Origin of the sequence: Devosia sp. (assembly GCF_017307565.1) — a bacterium.
In the GTDB taxonomy this organism is placed as follows: Bacteria; Pseudomonadota; Alphaproteobacteria; order Rhizobiales; family Devosiaceae; genus Devosia.
Genome location: NZ_JAFKHD010000374.1, coordinates 1 through 1,380 on the forward strand (window position 1 = coordinate 1; position 1,380 = coordinate 1,380).

A 1,380-nucleotide genomic window follows, 5' to 3' on the forward strand; every position below is an offset into this window, starting at 1 on the left:
GAAGTTCAAGCGCGGGTCGGCGGCGCTGGGCCAGATGCGTGGTTTCGTGCGCGGTTTCAAACCGAGCGAGTTCGTCGGCACGTTCAAGCAGGGTGACCGGGGCGTCGTACTCTCGCCGAGCACCCTCGGCGCCTTCGGCGTTCCGCAAAATTTGGACAAAGTGGCGTTCCTCGCGGGCAGCACCGCCACGGTCCAGTCGGTAGAGCAGATCCACCTGAACGATGTGCTGGTGCGCATCAACATAATCGTCAGAGGCGATTGATGGCACGCAGCGGCGCAATCCAGATCTTCCGTGCCGCGGCGGCAGCGACGATTGCCGAGACCCACGCAGCGCATGTGGCGCTCGCCAAGCGTGAACATGCTCGCGTGATGCAAGCCGACCCTAAGCCGGGCCGGTTTACGCGATCAGTCGATGGTGTGCCTGGCGCCCGGGAAGAGGCCGTCAAGATTGGCGGAGTGATCCGCTACAACTATGCCAGGCTCGACGATGTCGTGCGGTTCGCGATGGACACGCTCTTTGACCTCTCGCCCGTCCTGTCGGGTGAGTACCGGACACGGCACCAGCTCTTCGTTGGCGGCGTTCCGGCGACCAATCTCAAAGACTGGGACGGCAGCAGCGAAATCCTGATCACCAACACGTTGCCGTACAGCCGCAAGATCGAAATGAGCACAATGACCATGCGCGTTCCGGGCACAGAGCGGGTCTATGAAGAGGCGGCCGCCATCGTGGCTCGCCGCTTCGGCAATGCGGCCTCCGTGATCTTTGACTGGCAAGGTGTGATCGCCGGCGCGGCGGCGAATGGCCAGCAGGGCAACAAGTCGGGCAACCGTTATCCCTGCCTTCGGATCAGGAGTCGCTGATGGGTGATTTTGCAGGTGCGAAAGCTGCGATCCGTCAGCGGTTGATAGACAACTGGACCGAAACGCCGATCACCTTTCAGAACGAGCCGACGCCCACGCCCTGGCCCCCCAAGGACGCCGACGGCTTTCCGACCGGTTTCGTCAATCTCGAGCTGAGTACGCAGCCCGCGAGCATGCGAGGCGCCGGGCAACCGGGTAGTCAGGTCTGGATCAATCCAGGCTTCATCTATGTCCACGTTTTCGAGCCCAGCGGCACCGGTGAAGCTGCGGCGACCCAACGCGCGACTGCCATCGGCGAAATCTTCCGCGGCAAGGTGTTCTACGAAACCGGCGACGGCTGTTACGTCCGGACTTGGGCGCCCCGCGTCGATGGTGGCGGCTCAGGCAGTGACGATGGCAACTGGTTTCGCGTCACCATGAGCGTGCCTTTCGCATACTGGCACCTCGGCTAATTCCCCCTCAACCTTCTTCGCTTTGGCCACGCGTGGGCCTTTTTTCATGAACGGTGCCCGCCATGGC

At 62.6% G+C, this 1,380-nt stretch carries 3 protein-coding genes; all 3 read left to right on the forward strand.

Going from position 1 to position 1,380, the window contains the following annotated elements:
- A partial coding sequence (locus J0I64_RS15415; protein WP_291409816.1) for a hypothetical protein occupies positions 1–262 on the forward strand: 262 nt, incomplete at its 5' end.
- Positions 262–861 (forward strand): hypothetical protein, encoded by a 600-nt coding sequence (locus tag J0I64_RS15420; protein WP_291409818.1) that lies wholly within the window; start codon positions 262–264, stop codon positions 859–861. The genes J0I64_RS15415 and J0I64_RS15420, both read left to right, overlap by 1 nt.
- Positions 861–1,313, forward strand: a complete 453-nt coding sequence (locus J0I64_RS15425) for a phage tail terminator-like protein (protein ID WP_291409821.1) — start codon at positions 861–863, stop codon at positions 1,311–1,313. Before J0I64_RS15420 ends, J0I64_RS15425 begins: the two co-directional genes overlap by 1 nt.
- The last annotated feature ends 67 nt before the right edge of the window (positions 1,314–1,380 follow it).

Coding starts and splice junctions, on each gene's coding strand:
- J0I64_RS15420 (WP_291409818.1), top strand. CDS start 262: ATGGCACGCAGCGGCGCAATCCAGATCTTCCGTGCCGCGGCGGCAGCG.
- J0I64_RS15425 (WP_291409821.1), top strand. CDS start 861: ATGGGTGATTTTGCAGGTGCGAAAGCTGCGATCCGTCAGCGGTTGATA.